This window comes from Xanthomonas sp. BRIP62409 (assembly GCF_003992965.1).
Lineage (GTDB): Bacteria > Pseudomonadota > Gammaproteobacteria > Xanthomonadales > Xanthomonadaceae > Xanthomonas > Xanthomonas euroxanthea.
The window spans coordinates 1-16,830 of the sequence record NZ_QEZJ01000031.1; the positions used below are offsets into that span (position 1 = coordinate 1).

General features: G+C 66.0%; 18 protein-coding genes and 2 pseudogenes. 11 read left to right on the forward strand and 9 right to left on the reverse strand.

All coding sequences use genetic code 11. From position 1 onward, the window contains the following. The first annotated feature begins 141 nt into the window (after positions 1-141). The gene (locus EO170_RS18525; RefSeq protein WP_016903219.1) at positions 142-579 is read left to right on the forward strand and encodes a SufE family protein; all 438 of its coding nucleotides are present in this window, start codon (positions 142-144) and stop codon (positions 577-579) included. Further along, the gene (locus EO170_RS18530) at positions 576-1,826 is read left to right on the forward strand and encodes an MFS transporter (protein ID WP_104586172.1); all 1,251 of its coding nucleotides are present in this window, start codon (positions 576-578) and stop codon (positions 1,824-1,826) included. The genes EO170_RS18525 and EO170_RS18530 overlap by 4 nt, the downstream gene beginning before the upstream one ends. Positions 1,827-2,072: 246 nt before the next feature. Here the strand turns inward: EO170_RS18530 and dksA are convergent, their stop codons facing one another. After that, positions 2,073-3,116: an RNA polymerase-binding protein DksA gene (gene dksA / locus EO170_RS18535; RefSeq protein ID WP_126947252.1), complete on the reverse strand. Its 1,044-nt coding sequence runs from the start codon at positions 3,114-3,116 to the stop codon at positions 2,073-2,075. Positions 3,117-3,206: 90 nt separating this feature from the next. Here dksA and yidD point away from each other — a divergent pair, with 90 nt between their 5' ends. From yidD to eutC, 6 genes are all read left to right on the forward strand, one after another. Next, a complete protein-coding gene (yidD, locus tag EO170_RS18540) occupies positions 3,207-3,500 on the forward strand; it encodes a membrane protein insertion efficiency factor YidD (protein WP_104586168.1) in 294 nt (97 codons plus the stop codon). After that, positions 3,497-4,846 (forward strand): dihydroorotase, encoded by a 1,350-nt coding sequence (locus tag EO170_RS18545; protein ID WP_115676899.1) that lies wholly within the window; start codon positions 3,497-3,499, stop codon positions 4,844-4,846. Before yidD ends, EO170_RS18545 begins: the two co-directional genes overlap by 4 nt. Continuing rightward, a complete protein-coding gene (locus EO170_RS18550) occupies positions 4,846-5,685 on the forward strand; it encodes a M23 family metallopeptidase (protein ID WP_164741098.1) in 840 nt (279 codons plus the stop codon). Before EO170_RS18545 ends, EO170_RS18550 begins: the two co-directional genes overlap by 1 nt. A gap of 207 nt (positions 5,686-5,892) precedes the next feature. Further along, on the forward strand, positions 5,893-7,257 hold the full coding sequence (gene eat, locus EO170_RS18555; RefSeq protein ID WP_126947259.1) for an ethanolamine permease: 1,365 nt from the start codon (positions 5,893-5,895) through the stop codon (positions 7,255-7,257). Further along, positions 7,254-8,663: an ethanolamine ammonia-lyase subunit EutB gene (locus tag EO170_RS18560; RefSeq protein WP_104649022.1), complete on the forward strand. Its 1,410-nt coding sequence runs from the start codon at positions 7,254-7,256 to the stop codon at positions 8,661-8,663. The genes eat and EO170_RS18560 overlap by 4 nt, the downstream gene beginning before the upstream one ends. Beyond that, positions 8,660-9,511 carry an ethanolamine ammonia-lyase subunit EutC gene (gene eutC, locus EO170_RS18565; RefSeq protein ID WP_126945395.1) on the forward strand — a complete coding sequence of 284 codons (852 nt, stop codon included), beginning with the start codon at positions 8,660-8,662 and terminating at the stop codon, positions 9,509-9,511. The genes EO170_RS18560 and eutC overlap by 4 nt, the downstream gene beginning before the upstream one ends. 5 nt (positions 9,512-9,516) lie before the next feature. Here the strand turns inward: eutC and EO170_RS18570 are convergent, their stop codons facing one another. From EO170_RS18570 to EO170_RS18580, 3 genes and pseudogenes are all read right to left on the reverse strand, one after another. After that, positions 9,517-9,807 (reverse strand): hypothetical protein, encoded by a 291-nt coding sequence (locus EO170_RS18570; protein WP_024940408.1) that lies wholly within the window; start codon positions 9,805-9,807, stop codon positions 9,517-9,519. 182 nt (positions 9,808-9,989) lie between these two features. Continuing rightward, positions 9,990-10,478, reverse strand: a complete 489-nt coding sequence (locus tag EO170_RS18575; protein WP_024940409.1) for a pyridoxamine 5'-phosphate oxidase family protein — start codon at positions 10,476-10,478, stop codon at positions 9,990-9,992. 271 nt (positions 10,479-10,749) lie between these two features. Then, positions 10,750-11,107: pseudogene (locus EO170_RS18580) on the reverse strand (transposase); the annotation flags it as partial. 20 nt (positions 11,108-11,127) lie between these two features. On the opposite strand from EO170_RS18580, the gene EO170_RS18585 reads away from it, so the two are divergent. Both EO170_RS18585 and EO170_RS18590 read left to right on the forward strand, forming a co-directional pair. Then, a complete protein-coding gene (locus EO170_RS18585; protein ID WP_119128670.1) occupies positions 11,128-12,093 on the forward strand; it encodes a tetratricopeptide repeat protein in 966 nt (321 codons plus the stop codon). Positions 12,094-12,128: 35 nt separating this feature from the next. Then, a complete protein-coding gene (locus EO170_RS18590; RefSeq protein WP_126947264.1) occupies positions 12,129-12,356 on the forward strand; it encodes a hypothetical protein in 228 nt (75 codons plus the stop codon). 64 nt (positions 12,357-12,420) lie between these two features. Here EO170_RS18590 and EO170_RS18595 read toward each other — a convergent pair whose 3' ends face one another. Beyond that, positions 12,421-12,810, reverse strand: coding sequence for a hypothetical protein (locus tag EO170_RS18595; protein WP_206514038.1), 390 nt, complete (start codon positions 12,808-12,810; stop codon positions 12,421-12,423). 25 nt (positions 12,811-12,835) lie between these two features. Between EO170_RS18595 and EO170_RS18600 the strand changes: the two are divergent. Further along, positions 12,836-13,108: pseudogene (locus tag EO170_RS18600) on the forward strand (hypothetical protein); the annotation flags it as partial. A gap of 127 nt (positions 13,109-13,235) precedes the next feature. Here the strand turns inward: EO170_RS18600 and EO170_RS18605 are convergent. From EO170_RS18605 to EO170_RS18620, 4 genes are read right to left on the reverse strand one after another with little or no spacing between them, the layout of a single operon-like run. Then, entirely contained in the window at positions 13,236-13,925 is a 690-nt protein-coding gene (locus EO170_RS18605; protein ID WP_126947267.1) for a phytoene/squalene synthase family protein, read from the reverse strand. Positions 13,926-13,953: 28 nt separating this feature from the next. Continuing rightward, positions 13,954-14,679, reverse strand: a complete 726-nt coding sequence (locus EO170_RS18610; RefSeq protein ID WP_343134529.1) for a phosphoglycolate phosphatase — start codon at positions 14,677-14,679, stop codon at positions 13,954-13,956. Positions 14,680-14,734: 55 nt separating this feature from the next. Then, complete coding sequence (gene ubiG, locus EO170_RS18615) at positions 14,735-15,454, reverse strand: bifunctional 2-polyprenyl-6-hydroxyphenol methylase/3-demethylubiquinol 3-O-methyltransferase UbiG (protein WP_126947272.1); 720 nt, start codon at positions 15,452-15,454, stop codon at positions 14,735-14,737. A 29-nt stretch (positions 15,455-15,483) separates the two neighbouring features. Then, positions 15,484-16,821 (reverse strand): TRZ/ATZ family hydrolase, encoded by a 1,338-nt coding sequence (locus EO170_RS18620; RefSeq protein ID WP_164739864.1) that lies wholly within the window; start codon positions 16,819-16,821, stop codon positions 15,484-15,486. Positions 16,822-16,830 lie beyond the last annotated feature (9 nt).

Here is a 16,830-nt window from a genome sequence, read left to right on the forward strand (position 1 = left end):
CCCCGGCCCGTGCTGGCGGCGCGGGCGCTCCAAGGCACGCGCGCCAATGGCGCGCAAACCGCGCCTTCTCGCCCCGGCGGGAGAGGGGCACCCTTGCGGTGTCGCCGGGCAGCGCGATCACCGACCGACTCTGGATTTTTGATGACCACCACCCCCTTCCCGCTCGAACCCACCGCCGTCGACGCACAGGCCGCCATCGCCGAGGAGTTCTCCTTCTTCGGCGACTGGTCCGAGCGCTACCAGTACCTGATCGACCTGGGCCGCAAGCTGCCCAGCTTCCCCGAACAGTGGAAGACCGAAGAACACCGCCTGCATGGCTGCCAGTCGATGGTGTGGATCGTGCCGGAGGGCAATGCCGAGCGGCTGGACTTCCACGCCGTCAGCGACTCGGCGATCGTGTCCGGGCTGATCTATCTGGCCTTGCGCGTGTACTCCGGGCGTAGCGCGCAGGAGATCCTGGCCACCGAGCCGGACTACATCGCCGGAATCGGGCTGGCCAAGCATCTGTCGCCGACCCGCAGCAACGGCGTGGCGGCCATGCTGGCCTTCATCCGCGACACCGCCCGCGCGCAGCAGTGAGTACGCCGACGCCCTCGCCCGCCGCCTCGCTGCGTACGCTGCTCGCCCACCCCGGCTTCGGCCTGGTGCTGCTGTATCGCGTGGCGGCGATGCTGTCGTACCAGATCGTCGCGGTCACGGTCGGCTGGCATATCTACGAGATCACCCGCAATCCGCTCTCGCTCGGCTTGATCGGCCTGGCGGAGATCCTGCCGTTCTTCTGCATCGCGCCGTTTGCCGGCTATCTGGTCGATCACCTGCCGCGCCGCCGCCTGGGCACGATCGCGGTGCTGGGCCTGGTCGCCACCGCTCTGCTGTTGCTGGCCATCACCCATGGCTGGCTGCCGGTGCAAGGCGTGTGGCCGATCTATGCAGCCATCGCGCTGACCGGTGCGGCACGCTCGTTCCTGTCGCCGGTCTATAACGCGCTGTTCGCGCGTGCGCTGCCGCGCGAGGCCTTCGCCCGTGGCGCCAGCATCGGCAGCGTCACCTTCCAGGCCGGCATGGTGATCGGCCCGGCGCTGGGCGGCGTGCTGGTCGGCTGGGGCGGCAAGGGGCTGGCCTATGGCGTGGCCGCCAGCGTGGCGTTGGTGGCGATCCTGGCACTGGCGCTGTTACGGGTCAGCGAGCCGGTCAACACAGGCCCGCGCGCGCCGATCTTCCGCAGCATCGCCGAAGGGGCGCAGTTCGTGCTGTCCAACCAGATCATGCTGGGCGCGATGGCGCTGGACATGTTCTCGGTGCTGCTGGGCGGCGCGGTGTCGATGCTGCCGGCCTTCATCCACGACATCCTGCATTACGGCCCGGAAGGCCTGGGCATCCTGCGCGGTGCCCCGGCGCTGGGGTCGATCGTGGTCGGGGTGTGGCTGGCCCGGCACCCGCTGCAACGCAATGCCGGGCGCATCCTGATGCTGTCGGTGGCCGGCTTCGGGCTGTGCACGATCGCATTCGGCCTGTCGCGGCACTTCTGGCTGTCGGCGGCGATTCTGCTGGTGTACGGCATGTGCGACGGCGTGTCGGTGGTGGTGCGCCAGACCATCCTGCAGCTGGCCACGCCCGATGCGATGCGCGGCCGGGTGTCGTCGATCAACGGCATCTTCATCGGCTCGTCCAACGAGCTGGGCGCGTTCTACGACGGGGTGATGGCGCGCCTGGTCGGCCTGGTACCGGCGGTGGTGATCGGCGGCTGCGTGACCCTGGGCGTGGTCGCCACCACCGCGTGGAAGGCGCCCAAGCTGCGCACGCTGGATCTGCGCGACCTGCAGTGAGCCCTGCAACGATGCGGTGCCGGTTGCACCAATGCAGCCGGCACTGTTTCGCTGCGTATGCCGGGCCGGGCACGGCACGCCCGTACATCTGGCCCACATCAGGCAAGCGACCCCCACCAGGCCGCCTGCCCTGCGTCAGGCATGTCGATGCATCGAACGCCATTGCGTGTGCGCGATGCGCACAAAAAACCCCGCACATGGCGGGGTTTTTTAGTCGACGGACAAGGCCTGGACCCTGTCGAACGATCAGTCGCCCTGCTGCTTCTGCAGGTGCTCCCAACGCTCCTGGGCGTCGATGGTGCGCTCGGCGGTCAGACGCGCTTCCAGGCGGTCGATGCCGATCTCTTCGCCGGTGTCCACGCAATAGCCGTAATCGCCGTCTTCCAGGCGCTTGAGCGTGCTGTCGATCTTGCCGATCAGCTTGCGGTGACGGTCGCGGGTACGCAGCTCCAGCGAGTTCTCGGTCTCGCGCGTGGCACGCTCGGCTTCGTCGCCGATGTCGCGCACTTCTTCGCGCAGGTTTTCGATGGTCTGCTTGGACTCTTCGACCAGGTCGTTGCGCCAGCTCTGCAGACGCTGACGGAAGTACTCCTGCTGCAGCTTGCTCATGTACTCCTCATCGGCTGCAGGCTTGTAGCCCTGCGGCAGGATCGGACGACCGGTGGCTTCATCGGTCTTGTACTCGACCACCTTGTACTTGGTCTTGGGGGTCGGGCTGGACGGCTTGGAGGTCACGGCCACGGCCACCTTGCCGACCGGACGGGTCGCGGCGGGCTTGGCGGGGGCTTCGGTTTTGGTTGGCGTTTTTGCTGAAGATTTCGAAACGGGCACGGGATTCTTAGGTGACGGGGTCGCAGGCTTTGCCGGCTTCGCAGGGACGGCCTTGGAGGCCGGTGCGGGCGCGGGCTTTTCAGCCTTGACCGGGACTGACTTGGCCGGAGCCGACTTGGTAGCTGGCTTCGGTGCGGACTTGGGCGCCACCGGCTTGGCGGCCGGTTTGGCGGCAGCCGGAGCTGCCTTGTTCGCCGCCGGCTTGGCAGCACTCTTGGCGACAGGAGATTTTACAGGTTTGGAGGCCGCGGCTTTGGACGCTGCGCTCTTGGAGACCGGCGCCGGCTTGGCCGTGGTCTTCGTCGCAGCTGCCTTCTTGGCGACAGGCGGCTTGGCGGGCGATGTCGCCTGCTTGGCGGCCGGTTTTGCAGCGGCGGGCGCCGCTGCCTTCTTCGCAACGGGTCTGGCGGACTTCTTGGCGGCCTCTACGGCCTTTTTTGCAGGTTTTTTAGCAGCCACGAAACGCTCATCCTTGGTTCCCCCGGGGCCCGGGAAAGCGGGCCTTTATAGCTTACCCCACGGACCCCCGGCAACCACGTATTAATCCAAGTGGCATATCATTGGCAAGTGATCTCACGCCTGCTCATTGCGCTGCTGCGCTTCTACAAGCGGTTCATCAGCCCCTTGCTGGGGCCGCGCTGCCGTTTTGCGCCCAGTTGCTCGGAGTATGCGATGACCGCGATCGGCCGCTTCGGCCCACTGCGCGGTTGCTGGCTGGCCACGCGCCGGCTCGGCCGCTGCCATCCATTCCATCCGGGCGGGTTCGATCCCGTGCCCGACGCGCCTGCGTCCGCAGCCTCGCCCGTCTCCCCTTCCTGCAGTTGCAAAGGACCTCATCCATGAGCCGAACCCTCATCGTCAACGCCCGCCTGGTCAATGAAGGCAAGGAATTCGACGCCGATCTGCTGATCGACGCCGGCCGCATCGCGAAGATCGCCAGCAAGATCCCCCCGGCCGCCGGCGACACCGTGGTGGACGCCGCCGGACGCTGGGTGCTGCCGGGCATGATCGACGACCAGGTGCACTTCCGCGAGCCGGGCCTGACCCACAAGGGCGACATCGCGACCGAATCCGGCGCTGCGGTGGCCGGTGGCCTGACCAGCTTCATGGACATGCCCAATACCAATCCGCCGACCCTGGACGCAGCCGCACTGCAGGCCAAGTACGACGCGGCGGCCGGGCGCGCCTGGGCCAACTACGGCTTCTACATGGGCGCCAGCAACGACAACCTGGCCGCGATCCAGACCCTGGACCCGAAGACCGCCCCGGGCATCAAGGTGTTCATGGGCGCCTCCACCGGCAACATGCTGGTCGACAACCCCGAAACGCTGGACGCGATCTTCCGCGACGCACCGACGCCGATCATCACCCACTGCGAAGACACCCCGACCATCGATGCGACGCTGGCGCAGTACAAGGAGAAATACGGCGACGCGCTGACCCCGGAGATGCATCCGGACATCCGTTCGCGGCAGGCCTGCCTGAAGTCGTCGCAGCTGGCGGTGGCGCTGGCGCGCAGGCACAACACCCGCCTGCACGTGCTGCATATCTCCACCGCCGACGAGCTGGCGCTGTTCGAGGCCGGCCCGCTGGTCGATGCCGACGGCAAGCTGCGCAAGCGCATCACCGCCGAGACCTGCATCCACTTCTTGCGCTTTGACCGCAGCGATTACGCGCGGCTGGGCAACCTGATCAAGTGCAACCCCGCGATCAAGGACGCCGAGGACCGCGTGGCGCTGATCGAGGCGCTGGCCGAGGATGTCATCGACGTGCTCGCCACCGACCATGCGCCGCACACCTGGGAAGAAAAGCAGAAGCCCTACGCGCAGGCGCCCTCCGGCCTGCCGCTGGTGCAGTACGCGCTGGTCGCCGCGCTGGAACTGGTGCACGAGGGCAAGCTGCCGATCACCCGCATCGTGCAGAAGTTCGCGCATGCCCCGGCGCAGTTGTTCGACGTGGAAGAACGCGGCTTCCTGCGCGAAGGCTATTTCGCCGACCTGGTGATGATCGACAACACCCCGTTCACCGTGAAGCGCGAGCAGGTGCTGTCCAAGTGCGGTTGGTCGCCGTTCGAAGGCACCACGTTCCGCTCGCGCATCGCCGCGACCTGGGTCAACGGCCAGCAGGTGTGGGATGGCGAACAGTTGCTCGGCAGTGCGGCCGGCCAGCGCCTGACCTTCGACCGCTGATGCGCGCAGCCCTGTTTGGCGCCTGGCTTGCGCTGGCGCCGCTGTCGCTCGCCGTCGGCAGCGCCGTTGCGCAGTCCGCGGCGGCGGCGGACGTGGTGTTTCCGCAAAGCGCGTCGCAGGGCGCGCTGGTGATCGGCAAGGTGCCGGCGGGTAGCCAGGTGCAGTACGCCGGCCGCACGCTGCGCGTCAGCGGCTACGGCAGCGTGGTGTTCGGCATCGGCCGCGATGCCACCGGCCCGTTGCAGGTGCAGATCACCCGCCCCGATGGCAGCACGCAGACCGCCAGCATCGCGGTGACGCCGCGCGACTGGCCGGTGGAGCGCGTCAACGGCGTGCCGCCCAAGACCGTCAATCCGCCTGCGGCGATCGCCGAGCGGATCAAGCGCGAGCAGGCGCAGGTCACCGCCGCGCGCGATCGCGACGATGCCCGCCCCGATTTCGCGCAAGCCTTCATCTGGCCGGTGCAGGGCCGCATCAGCGGGCGCTTCGGCAATGCACGCGTCTACAACGGCCAGCCCGGTGCCGGCCATTCGGGCATGGATATCGCCGTGCCCACCGGCACGCCGGTCAAGGCGCCGGCCGCCGGCGTAGTGACCTTCGCCGCGCCGGACCTGTACCTGACCGGCGGCACCGTGCTGCTGGACCATGGCTTCGGGGTGAGCTCCAATTTCCTGCACCTGTCGCGCATCGACGTGAAGGTGGGCGACCGGGTGGAGCAAGGCCAGGTGATTGCCGCGGTCGGTGCCACCGGGCGCGCCACCGGGCCACACCTGCATTGGGGAATGAACTGGTTCGACGTGCGGATCGATCCGTTGCTGGTGCTGGAACGCAATCAATAGTCGGAGCGTCGGGATCCGAACAAGGCCGGCGCGTGGCGGCATGGTCGCTGCGCCCCACCCGCCGTGCTCGTGTTCGCCGCGGGCCTTTGGGGTATAACCGGAACGACCGTGGATCGTCGTCCTGCAGCAGCGGGCGGGCGGTCGCTGGCGGTCGGTCCAGCGTTTAGGCGCCGGACCGCTTCATCTCCCCTCCCCCGACCGCAGGAGATGTGCGACATGCGCAACGAGCAGCTCAAACCCACCCTGGGCACCTGGCAACTGTGGGGGATCGCCGTGGGCCTGGTGATTTCCGGCGAATATTTCGGCTGGAGCTACGGGTGGGGCACCGCCGGCACGCTGGGCTTTCTGGTGACCACGCTGCTGGTTGCGGTGATGTATACCTGCTTCATCTTCAGCTTCACCGAGCTGACCACCGCCATTCCCAATGCGGGCGGGCCGTTCGCCTACAGCCTGCGCGCATTCGGCACCTACGGCGGCATGCTGGCGGGCCTGGCCACGCTGATCGAGTTCGTGTTCGCGCCGCCGGCCATTGCAATGGCGATCGGCGCCTATCTCAATGTGCAATTCCCGACCCTGGACCCGCGCATCGCCGCGATCGGTGCGTATGCGATCTTCATGGGCTTGAACATCGTCGGTGTGGCGATCGCCGCCACCTTCGAACTGATCGTGACCTTGCTGGCGGTGATCGAGCTGCTGGTGTTCATGGGCGTGGTGGCGCCGGGGTTCAGCGTTGCGCGCTTTGCCGCCAATGGCTGGGCCGGCAGCGATGTGTTCGGCCCGGCGGCGATCTCCGGCATCTTCGCCGCGATCCCGTTCGCGATCTGGTTCTTTCTGGCGATCGAGGGCGCGGCGATGGCGGCCGAGGAAGCGAAGGAGCCGAAGCGTACGATTCCGCGTGCCTACATCGCCGGCATCCTCACCCTGGTGGTGCTGGCATTGGGCGTGATGGTGTTCGCGGGCGGGGTCGGCGACTGGCGTCAGCTCTCCAACATCAACGACCCGTTGCCGCAGGCGATGAAGGCGGTGGTCGGCAACAGTTCGACCTGGCTGCACATGCTGGTGTGGATCGGCCTGTTCGGCCTGGTGGCCAGCTTCCACGGCATCATCCTGGGCTATTCGCGGCAGTTCTTCGCGTTGGCGCGTGCCGGTTTCCTGCCGCACGGCCTGGCCAGGCTGTCGCGCTTTCGCACGCCGCATCGCGCGATTCTTGCCGGCGGCGCGATCGGCATCGCGGCGATCTGCAGCGACAGCGTGGTCAAGATCCAGGGCATGTCGCTGACCGCGGCGATGATCACCATGTCGGTGTTCGGCGCGATCGTGATGTATGTGATGAGCATGCTCAGCCTGTTCAAGCTGCGCCGCGCCGAACCCGGGCTGGAGCGCAGCTTTCGCGCGCCGGGCTATCCGGTGGTGCCGGCCATCGCGCTGCTGCTGGCGCTGGTGTGCCTGGTGGCGATGGTCTGGTTCAACCCGATCGTGGCGCTGATCTTCGTGGGCCTGCTGCTGTTCGGCGGGCTGTGCTGCGTGCTGAGCCTGCGCGGCCAGGCCACGCCGGCGGCCAGTGCCAGATGAGCGGGTTCGCGTTCAGCGCAGGCGGCGAGCGCTTCCGGTTTGCCGATCTCAAGACCCTGCTGGCCAAGGCCACGCCGCCGCGCTCGGGCGACCAACTGGCCGGGCTCGCGGCCGACTCCGGGCTGCAGCGGGTGGCGGCGCAGATGGCGCTGGCGGACCTGCCGCTGCGGCACTTCCTCGAGGAAGCGGTGGTGCCGTATGAAGCGGACGAGGTCACCCGCCTGATCGTCGACCAGCACGATGCGGCTGCGTTTGCCGCGGTGGCGCACCTCACCGTCGGCGGCTTTCGCGATTGGCTGTTGAGTGCGCAGGCCGACGAAGCGGCGCTGACCGCACTGGCACCCGGGCTGACGCCGGAGATGGTGGCAGCGGTCTCGAAGTTGATGCGCGTGCAGGACCTGGTCCTGGTCGCGCAGAAGACCCGCGTGGTCACGCGCTTTCGCAATACGCTGGGCTTGCGTGGCCGTCTGTCCACGCGCCTGCAGCCCAACCACCCTACCGACGATGCCACCGGCATCGCCGCCAGCGTGCTCGACGGCCTGTTGTACGGCAACGGCGATGCGGTGATCGGCATCAACCCTGCCAGCGACAGCCTGGCCGCCACCACTGCGTTGCTGCGCATGCTCGATGCGGTGATCAGCGGTTACCAGATCCCGACCCAATCCTGCGTGCTGGCGCATATCACCACCACCATCGAGGCGATCAACCGCGGCGTGCCGGTGGACCTGGTGTTCCAGTCCATCGCCGGCACCGAGGCGGCCAATGCCAGCTTCGGCATCAATCTGGCGCTGTTGCAGGAAGGCCATGACGCCGGGGTGGCGTTGCGGCGCGGCAGCGTCGGCGACAACGTGATGTATTTCGAGACCGGCCAGGGCAGCGCGTTGTCGGCCAACGCGCATCATGGCGTCGATCAGCAGACCTGCGAGGTGCGCGCCTATGCGGTGGCACGGCAGTTCAAGCCGCTGCTGGTCAACACGGTGGTGGGCTTCATCGGCCCGGAGTATCTCTACGACGGCAAGCAGATCATCCGTGCCGGGCTGGAGGATCACTTCTGCGGCAAGCTGCTCGGCGTGCCGATGGGCTGCGACATCTGCTACACCAATCATGCCGAAGCCGATCAGGACGACATGGACGTGCTGCTGACCCTGCTCGGCACCGCCGGCATCAACTTCATCATGGGCATCCCCGGCTCGGACGATGTGATGCTCAACTACCAGACCACCTCGTTCCACGATGCGCTGTATGCGCGCCAGGCGCTCGGCCTGCGCGCCGCGCCCGAGTTCGAACACTGGCTGGAACAGCAAGGCATCCTGCGGCTGCGCGATGGCCGCTTCGAACTCGGCAGCGAACTTCCCGCACCGTTCCGGCGTGCGCTGGAGCAGCTGCACACCGGCGGCGCGCAATGAGCGCCCCGCCCCCCCCACCACGCGATGCCTGGGCACACCTGCGCCGGCTCACACCGGCGCGCATCGCGCTGGGACGCGTCGGCACCAGCCTGCCGACCGCCGCGCACCTGGATTTCCAGCTGGCGCATGCGCAGGCACGCGATGCGGTGCATCTGGCGTTCGACCCACAGCCACTGCAAACAGCGCTGAAACAGCGTGGGCGCGACAGCATTCTGCTGCACAGCGCGGCGGTGGATCGGCATGCCTATCTGCAACGTCCGGACCTGGGCCGGCGCCTGGGCGAGGAGGCGGCCGCGCATCTGCGTGGCCTGACCGCCGTACATGGCGGCGGACACGATGTGGCTGTCGTGGTCGCCGATGGACTCTCTGCACTGGCCGTGCATCGGCATGCAGCGCAGATGGTGGAGCATATCGACGCCCTGGCCGCGCACGAAGGCTGGTCGCTGGCGCCGGTGGTGTTGGTCGCGCAAGGCCGCGTCGCCATCGGCGACGAGGTCGGCGAACTGCTCAAGGCCCGCCTGGTGATCGTGTTGATCGGCGAACGACCAGGCCTGAGCTCGCCCGACAGCCTGGGCCTGTATCTGACCTACACCCCGCGGGTGGGCCTGACCGACGCGGCGCGCAACTGCATCTCCAACATCCGCACCGAAGGGCTGAGCTACGCCGATGCCACCCACAAGCTCGGGTATCTGCTGCGCGAATCGTTCCGACGCAAGCTGTCCGGCGTGCAACTCAAGGACGAGGCCGAGCAACCGGCGCTGCCGTCGGCCGGCCTGCCCGACGCCGCACCACGGACGTTTCTACTTCCCGATGGTTTGCCGCAGGATGTCGAACGTAGTCGACGTTAGCCGATCTACTTGAGTGCGCCATCCTGCGGATCGCTGGCCGCGTAGGTGCTGGTCGGCAATTCATTGTCGTGTGGGTGACGCAAGGCATTGCGTACCTCTTCCGGCAGTTGCTCGACATCCAGCATCACCTTGCCGGAATGCACATCGCGCACCACCGTCGCCGGCAGCACGAAGTCGCCACCGTTTTCGATATTGACGACGAGCTCGGCGCCATCCTTGCGAATCTCGCGAATTGCACCGACGCCGACTTCGCCGTCGCGCAAAAACACCATCTGGCCGATTTCGATCTGTTGCATCTCGCTTCTCCTGTGGAAGGCGCACGGCACATGTACGCGTGGCGCCTTTGGCGTTCCTGCATGCAGTCAGCAGCTGGTGCCGATCAAGCCTCACAACCGGGCCGGAACCTGCGCAAGCGACAGCACGTGAATGAAGACGATGCAGGCGCCATCGCGAAGATCGCGCCTGCATCGTTCAGGCCTTAGCGCAGCGGAACGTCCGCCACCTTGTCCTGGTAATCCTTCTTCGGGTCGACGCCGAACAGCACCTTGATGCCGGCCAGCAGACTGGAACCGTTAAGCCAGATCTGCGCGTGATCGGTATCCAGGCGCAGCAGCGCCAGCTTGGGATCGTCCTTGCCGCCTTCATACCAGGCCGCGACATGCGGGTTCCACAGACGTTCGACCACGGCCGGATCGGTGTCCTCGCGCAACGAGCCGCTGATGCTGGCGAACAGGTCGTGCCCCTTGCTGCTGAAGGCACCGATGACGCGGCGGCCCTGCCCCAGCATGGCAATCAGCGCATTGTCCTTGGAGGTGAAGAACCAGATCGGGCCACCGCTATCGCCTTCGATCTGCGCCGTCATCGGGCGTGCATGCCCATCTTCCACGCCATCCAGGCCCAGCATCACGGTGCGATCGGACTTCAGGGCTTTCCAGAATTTTTCCTGCAGCTCTTTGGGATCTGCCATCTCGCTATCTCACATGCGCGTGTCTACGCGGGTGGTTCAGTCTGGAAGTCTCCCTGCCCACGGCATGTGACGATGCGCACTCCCGCCTGCACACGGCGGCAACGCGATCGGCCCCTCTGCAATGGTGCACCTGCATAAATGGCGACCGCCCATGCTGCGTGTTTGCGACGCTGTCACCTTGCAGAGCGTGATGCCGGCAAAGCCCTCGAGCATTGCGCCTCGACACCGGGCAGCTGTAGCAACCATGTCAGTAAGCTCGCCTGCCAGGCCGCCCGGCATTGGAGCATGCTCCGCACGCCAACGGTTGGGGATAGCGCGTAGGGACCCGGCGCCTGCTGCCACGACGCTGATTGAGCTTCATCCCGGCGCTCGCTGCAGCCATGCTGCTCAATGAGCCAGGCAAGAAGCGGGCGCTTATGCGCCGGGTCTACAGCTTTTTTGCGATCAGATCCTTCAACGCATGGTTTTCCATTGCCCAACTCGGCATACATCCGCTTGCGCTTGGCGTGCTCGGCTTCAACATCACGCAGCCGCTGCACGTCGGAGGCTTCCGTGCCGCCGTACCTGGACTTCCAGACGTAGTACGTCGCATCGGAAATACCCGGCTCACGGCACACATCCTTGACCTGCTCGCAAGGCAGGAAACATCATGTGGTTCATGAATAAAAAAAACCTCAGTGACGAGCAGGCGACCGCGCTCAGTGAGCAGGCGTGGGCGGCGTTTCGCGAGCAGGATCTGGACACCGCGCTGGAGTCCTTCCAGACCCTTGCCAAGGCGTGCCCTGCCGACCCGCGCTGGATGAACGGCGTTGGCGCGGTGAGCCTGGCGCGTGAAGATCACGCCGACGCTCATCGACACTTCCAGATGGCCGCCGAGCACGATTATCCCGGCGGCCACTACAACCTCGGCATCTTGGCCTATCAGGACGGTGATCACGACGCTGCCCGCCACCACTTCCAAAGGGCCGCCGAGCACGATTATCCGGGCAGCCACTACAACCTCGGCAGCATGGCCTTCCAGGAGGGTGATCACGACGCCGCCCGCCAATACTTCCAGAAGGCCGCCGCGTACGATTGCCCCCGCAGCCACTTCTACCTCGGCAGCATGGCCTATCAGGACGGCGATCACGACGCCGCCGTCGAGCACCTCGACAACGCCGTGCGCCACGATCATGCGGAGGCGCTGAACCTGCTTGGCGACGTCCATCTGCACGCCAAGCGCTACCCGCAGGCCGAGCAGGCCTATCGGCGCGCTGCCGAGCTGGGGAATGTCGACGGCTACAACAACCTCGGCCTGCTGTACCTGCAGCTCGAGGACTACCAGCAGGCCAGGCAGGCATTGTTGCAGGCGCTGGAATCCGATCACGTCTACGCCCAGCACAATCTGGCGGTTGCCTACCACCGCCTGGGCGAACTCGAGGCGGCCGAGCGCTGGTATCTGATTTCCTTCTCCAAGCACGGCAACCTGCAGTCGCTGGAGAACCTTGGCCACGTGTATGGCGAAAGTGGGCGTGAAGTCGAGGGCCGGACGCTAGTCGACGCCTCCGACAAGCTCTACGAAAATCAGCCTCTCAACGATTACGAGCAGGCGTTGATCGATCGTTTGCTGATCTGAATCGCGATGACCTTGCGGAGAATCCTCAACGGCTCTTGAGAGAGGCGCTGGGTAATGCAGCCATACAGGGTGATCTGGGCCTGCCGCCCGATCTGCAGATTAGTGGGATTGCCCTGCTGGCCCACGATCTGTCGACACATCCGGCGAAGTACGCGATGCGCCACCGTATCCCGTACGCCAGCATCGCCACCCAGCGCACCAAGCTGGCGCCGAAGTTGGCCGTGCATGTGGGCGGCTGCGTCCGCGCCGCCGGCCTGATGTAGGACAGCGCAGATCGGCGGATAGCGCCTCAAGGACCTTTTTTATGTCCTTTCCTTGCCGCAAGGACTAATACAAGACATCAATTACAGCGACTTTTGGCGGCTTATCCTCACTATATTTAACAATGACTTTAATGCCTTTCTTTAATTTATGAACGTCGTTTGGCCTTACCAACCCTTTCGCAGTATGTAGATTCCGTTTTCCAGCAATATTAAGTGATACCTTGAAATCATAGAAGAATTCATCACCATGCTTGGTGTCTATTGGCGACCAACTTTTAGGCTCGGTAGTCATTATTTCACCATGCCATTCCCCCTTGGTCTTCCAGTTTCTTATATCCACCAACTCGTTTTTATCAGGCTTGAAGATTGAAAACATCACGAACAAACCAATGGCAGTCATTAAAATGCCGACGATAAATGGTGTTTCAGTTAAAAAATGCATCTTCACCTTCATATAAATAAATGTATCGCGCCGACCTGGGCGCGCCTGGCACGAGGGCATCGGCAGCAGCCTGTCCGCCTACGTCAACGGTAGCTCGCCCAATGGCCAGGTCACGGTGCGCAATTCCGGCCTGGGCAGCCACATCCGCAAGACCGCACCATGCAATGCATCCACCGTCAGCCGCCCGTACTGCAGCAGCACCCGTGTCAATTCAGCCAACCGTTGCTACGAATACGGCAATAGCGGTGCCGGCAGGCGGACCGACGGCTGCCACACCAGGTCATCCGCGTCGCCGGATCGCAACGCGTAGACGTTGCCACCCCCGCCTGTCGGCAAGCCGTGTGATGCGGTACGCCGACAGGCGTTGTCTTTCCTGCGATTGCGGCACCTTCGCCACGTCGTTGGTCGTGCTCTGACGGAACCGCAGATCCGCGCGCTCAGTCTGCGCCGCTGGCAGCACGCCAGCTATGCCACAGCTGCTGCACCGGCGGTGGATACGCTGCCTTGCCGGCAAGCTCGCGCTGCAGGCGCAAGCGGGCCAGCCGCGACCATACCCGATGCGGGCGCGCCAACGCCGCTTTGCGCGGCCAGGCGCGCAGCAACTGCGTGCGCCATGCAGCGAGCGTCATGTCACCGGGCGCGGCGCTGTCGCCGGCCACCCGCTGGCGGGCGTCCAGCCATTGCAGCGCCACCGCAGCGGCATCGCCAGGCTGGGTGCGCGCAAATAGCGCGGCTTCCACGGCGACCACGGCCTCGGCGAAGGCCCGCAATCTCGCCAACGCCTGCTGCAGCGATTGCGGTTGCGCACGCGCGTCCTGCATGGCAGGCAGGGTGTCGGCCAGTTGCGCCCATGGCGCAGGCACCGGCTCCAGCACACGCCCGAGCGGATGGCGCGAGCGCTGCTGCGACCAATCGCGCAGCTCCTGCTGCCACCATGCCAGCTTGGCGTCGGCCGGCAACGGGTCGCCGGCGATGTTCATGATGTCTTCCCATTCCTGCAGCAGCGCAAACCAGGCCGCCGTGAGGCGTCGCTGCGGCTCGGGAATGAATGGCTCGGCAACCGACCACTCCGGCCAGCGGGTGCGCCACTTGTCGAGAAAACTGTCGAGAGCGCTGGATTGGCTCATGGCGGGTCCAGAAGAAAACGAAAGAAGATCAGATCTGCGGCCACGCCACGGCGTCCCACAGTGCCTGCGGCTGCGCCACGAGCACGTCGGCCTGCCAGCGCGATGGCTCGTCGTCGTGCAGCCGATAGCCCCACAACACCGCCACCGACGGCATCGCCGCTGCGCGCGCGGCGAGAATGTCGCGCTCGTCGTCGCCGACGTAGACGCACTGCGCCGGCGCAACGCCGATGCGCTCGGCCGCTGCCAGCAAGGGCAACGGGTGCGGCTTGCGCTCGGCCAGCGTATCGCCGCCGATCAGCACCGCGCAGCGCCGCTCCCACCCCAGCTGCGGCAGGATCAGCCGGGCCAGATATTCGGGCTTGTTGGTGACCACGCCCCAGATGCAACCGGCGCGCTCCAGCCGCAGCAGCAGTTCGTCGACACCGTCGAACAGCTGCGACCGCGTGCCGATCAAGCCTTTGTAACGACGCAGGAATTCCGGCACCAGCGCATCGCGCTCGACCGCATCGCGTTCGGCAAACGCCACTGCCAGCATCGCGCGCGCGCCCTTGGACACCACCGGACGCAACTGCGCCAACGCCATCGGCGCGCGCCCACGTTCCTCCAGCATCGCATTGACGGTCGCCAGCATGTCCGGCGCACTATCCAGCAAGGTGCCATCCAGATCGAACAACACCGCACGCGGAAACCTCATCGCCGCCCCGCCGCTCTGCGCTTGCCTGCCGTCATCGGTAACTTGCGATTCGGCCGACATCAAACACGCACGTGCCGTTGCGAATGCCAAATCTCCACTGCCCAATCCCCGCTCGTCACGGCTTCACCGCATAGGCCAGGTAATTGACCTCGGTCCGCGACGACAGGCGCGCGCGATTGCGCCACGGCTCGTACAGCATGCCGCTGACGTCTGCCAGCTGCAGCTCGGCGCTGCGCAACCAGGCCGCAAGTTCTGCCGGCTTGATGAAATCCTTGTACTGATGCGTGCCCTTGGGCAGCAGCCGCGCGATGTATTCGGCGCCGACCACCGCCAGCGCGAACGCGGCCGGGGTGCGATTGAGCGTGGACAGGAACAGCTTGCCGCCGGGCTTGAGCAGGCTGGCGCAGGCGCGGATGATCGCGGTCGGGTCCGGCACGTGCTCGAGCATCTCCATGCAGGTCACCGCATCGAAACTGCCCGGCTGTTCGGCGGCCAGGTCTTCCACCGACTGCACGCGGTAATCCACCTGCACGCCCGATTCCAGGCTGTGCAGGCGCGCCACCTTGACCAGCTCCGGCGCCAGATCGATCGCCGTGACCTGCGCGCCCAGGCGCGCCATCGACTCGCTGAGCAGGCCGCCGCCGCAGCCGACATCGAGCACGCGCGCACCGGCCAGGCCCAGCCGTGCGGACACATAGTCCAGGCGCACCGGATTGAGCGCATGCAGGGGCTTCTGCGGGCCGTCGGCATCCCACCAGCGGTTGGCCAACGCCGCGAACTTGTCCAGCTCGCTCTGATGGAAGTTGCTGGACGTGGATTGGGTATTCGGATTCATGCGGAGCTCCGTGATGGGATGACGCGCGCTCAGGCGCGGACGGTGCGGATGCGCTCGCGCCACTGCCGCGCATTGGCGACCAGGGCAGCGGTATCCATGTCGATGAGCTCGCGCTGCACCAGCTTGGGCTTGCCGGCGATCCACACATCGGTAACCTGGTGACGGCCGGCGGCGTAGATCAGTTGCGACAGCACATGATGCAGCGGCTGGGTCTCCAGTGCAGACAAGTCGACGCAGACCAGATCGGCCTGCTTGCCAATTTCGATCGAGCCGATCCTGTCGCCGAAGCCCAATGCACGCGCGCCGCCCAGCGTGGCCGCGCGCAGCGTGGTGGCAGCATCCAATGCGGTCGCATCGTTGGCCACTGCCTTGGCCAGGATCGCTGCGGTACGGTTCTCGCTGAACATGTCCAGGTCGTTGTTGCTGGCGCAGCCGTCGGTGCCGATGGCCAGATTCACGCCGGCACGTTGCAGCGCGCAGGCCGGGCAAAAGCCCGAGGCAAGCTTGAGGTTGGACTCCGGACAGTGCACCACGCTGACACCGCGCTCGGCGCACAGATGGATTTCCGCGTCGGTGAGCTGGGTCATGTGGACGGCGATCAGGCGGTCGTTGACCAGCCCCAGGCGGTCCAGGCGTGCCAGCGGCCGCTGCCCGTACTGCGCAATCGAATCGGCCACTTCCTGCGCGGTTTCGTGCGTATGCAGATGCACCGGCAGATCCAGCTGGTCGGCCAGCATGCGCACGCGTTCGAAGTTGGCGTCGTTGACCGTGTACGGCGCATGCGGCGCGAACGCGGTGCTGATCAGCGGATCGTCGCGCCACTGGTCGTGCAGCTCGCCGGCCCGTGCGAAGTATTCGTCGTCCGACGATGCCCAGGCGGTGGGGAAATCGATGATCACCGCGCCGACCAGCGCACGGAAGCCGTGCTGCTTGTAGACGGCCGCCTGCACATCGGCGAAGAAGTAGTTTTCGTTGACGCAGGTGGTCCCGCCACGCAGCATTTCGGCGATCGCCAGCGTGGTGCCGTCGGCCACGAATTCCGGCCCGATCACCGCCGCCTCCACCGGCCAGATGTGCTGCTGCAGCCACACCATCAGCGGCAGATCGTCGGCCACGCCGCGCAGCAGCGTCATCGGGTTGTGGGTATGCGCGTTGACCAGGCCCGGGATCAAGGCTGCCTCCGGGCGCGAGACGGTCCGGGTCGGCGCGAATCGCAGGCGCGCCTCGGCGGTCGGCAGGATCGCCACGATGACGCCGTTGTGCACCGCCACCGCGTGATCGTCGAGCACCACCGCATGCGGCTCGATCGGCACCACGTAACCGGCTTCGATCAACAGGTCGCACACTTCGGGAGGGGCATTGGTCATGAGCGGATC

Excerpts from the sequence above, each read along its gene's own strand:
- EO170_RS18525 (WP_016903219.1), top strand. The coding sequence starts at position 142 with ATGACCACCACCCCCTTCCCGCTCGAACCCACCGCCGTCGACGCACAG.
- EO170_RS18545 (WP_115676899.1), top strand. The coding sequence starts at position 3,497 with ATGAGCCGAACCCTCATCGTCAACGCCCGCCTGGTCAATGAAGGCAAG.
- EO170_RS18550 (WP_164741098.1), top strand. The coding sequence starts at position 4,846 with ATGCGCGCAGCCCTGTTTGGCGCCTGGCTTGCGCTGGCGCCGCTGTCG.
- eat (WP_126947259.1), top strand. The coding sequence starts at position 5,893 with ATGTGCGACATGCGCAACGAGCAGCTCAAACCCACCCTGGGCACCTGG.
- EO170_RS18560 (WP_104649022.1), top strand. The coding sequence starts at position 7,254 with ATGAGCGGGTTCGCGTTCAGCGCAGGCGGCGAGCGCTTCCGGTTTGCC.
- eutC (WP_126945395.1), top strand. The coding sequence starts at position 8,660 with ATGAGCGCCCCGCCCCCCCCACCACGCGATGCCTGGGCACACCTGCGC.
- EO170_RS18570 (WP_024940408.1), bottom strand. The coding sequence starts at position 9,807 with ATGCAACAGATCGAAATCGGCCAGATGGTGTTTTTGCGCGACGGCGAA.
- EO170_RS18575 (WP_024940409.1), bottom strand. The coding sequence starts at position 10,478 with ATGGCAGATCCCAAAGAGCTGCAGGAAAAATTCTGGAAAGCCCTGAAG.
- EO170_RS18585 (WP_119128670.1), top strand. The coding sequence starts at position 11,128 with ATGTGGTTCATGAATAAAAAAAACCTCAGTGACGAGCAGGCGACCGCG.
- EO170_RS18595 (WP_206514038.1), bottom strand. The coding sequence starts at position 12,810 with ATGAAGGTGAAGATGCATTTTTTAACTGAAACACCATTTATCGTCGGC.
- EO170_RS18605 (WP_126947267.1), bottom strand. The coding sequence starts at position 13,925 with ATGAGCCAATCCAGCGCTCTCGACAGTTTTCTCGACAAGTGGCGCACC.
- EO170_RS18610 (WP_343134529.1), bottom strand. The coding sequence starts at position 14,679 with ATGTCGGCCGAATCGCAAGTTACCGATGACGGCAGGCAAGCGCAGAGC.
- ubiG (WP_126947272.1), bottom strand. The coding sequence starts at position 15,454 with ATGAATCCGAATACCCAATCCACGTCCAGCAACTTCCATCAGAGCGAG.
- EO170_RS18620 (WP_164739864.1), bottom strand. The coding sequence starts at position 16,821 with ATGACCAATGCCCCTCCCGAAGTGTGCGACCTGTTGATCGAAGCCGGT.